Source organism: Sulfoacidibacillus thermotolerans (assembly GCF_003144315.1).
Lineage (GTDB): Bacteria > Bacillota > Bacilli > Alicyclobacillales > SLC66 > Sulfoacidibacillus > Sulfoacidibacillus thermotolerans.
Genome location: NZ_MPDK01000104.1, coordinates 1 through 648 on the forward strand (window position 1 = coordinate 1; position 648 = coordinate 648).

A 648-nucleotide genomic window follows, 5' to 3' on the forward strand; every position below is an offset into this window, starting at 1 on the left:
ACCGATAATAGGGGCCATATGGTGTTCACAATGACTGTAAACAGGAATATCACGAACAATGACCATTTCATTACAGCATTCCCCACCATCCTCAAAGGTCTTGAACAGGGATGCGATATCTACATCGTAACCGCCGAACCATGTAGCATAAGCCTTAGCTACACGCTCTGGAGTTTCAACCAGACCTTCACGCAAGTCATCGCCACCTTCAATCAACTTTAAAATCTTTTCAATACTGTGTGAAATTTCTGCTCGGTTTGTCATCTTTGTAAATTCATTCATGGTTTGCAGTTTCCTTGTGTGGTCAATTATTTGCAATAGTTAACATGGCATTTAGATGTTTCTTCAATGGTACATTCTACCAGTTCAACACCATATTGGTCAAGCAGTTGAGGACCAATTACGTCAACCATATATGCAGCTAAGTTTTCCGCAGTTGGGTTGAATGGTAAAGCTACCAACGAGCCTAAGAAATGCTCATGGTCTTCATGTTCCAGAGGACAACTCGGGCGACTTGCTGCAATTTTCAAAGCGTCAATCAAATTATCACGACTCCAATGCAGGAACTTATGATCCCAGTTATCTTCCAACCATTGGCAGAGTGTAGTTTTAACCACACTAAAGTCGATCACGCGCCCAACGCTGTCC

2 protein-coding genes are annotated in these 648 nt (G+C 42.4%); both read right to left on the reverse strand.

All coding sequences use genetic code 11. The features are described from left to right. Positions 1-282, reverse strand: a 282-nt coding sequence (locus BM613_RS14670; RefSeq protein ID WP_219930734.1) for a GTP cyclohydrolase I, incomplete at its 3' end; no start/stop codon positions are given. 26 nt (positions 283-308) lie between these two features. Continuing rightward, positions 309-648: 6-pyruvoyl trahydropterin synthase family protein (locus tag BM613_RS14675; protein ID WP_181363213.1), on the reverse strand; the 340-nt coding region annotated here is incomplete at its 5' end.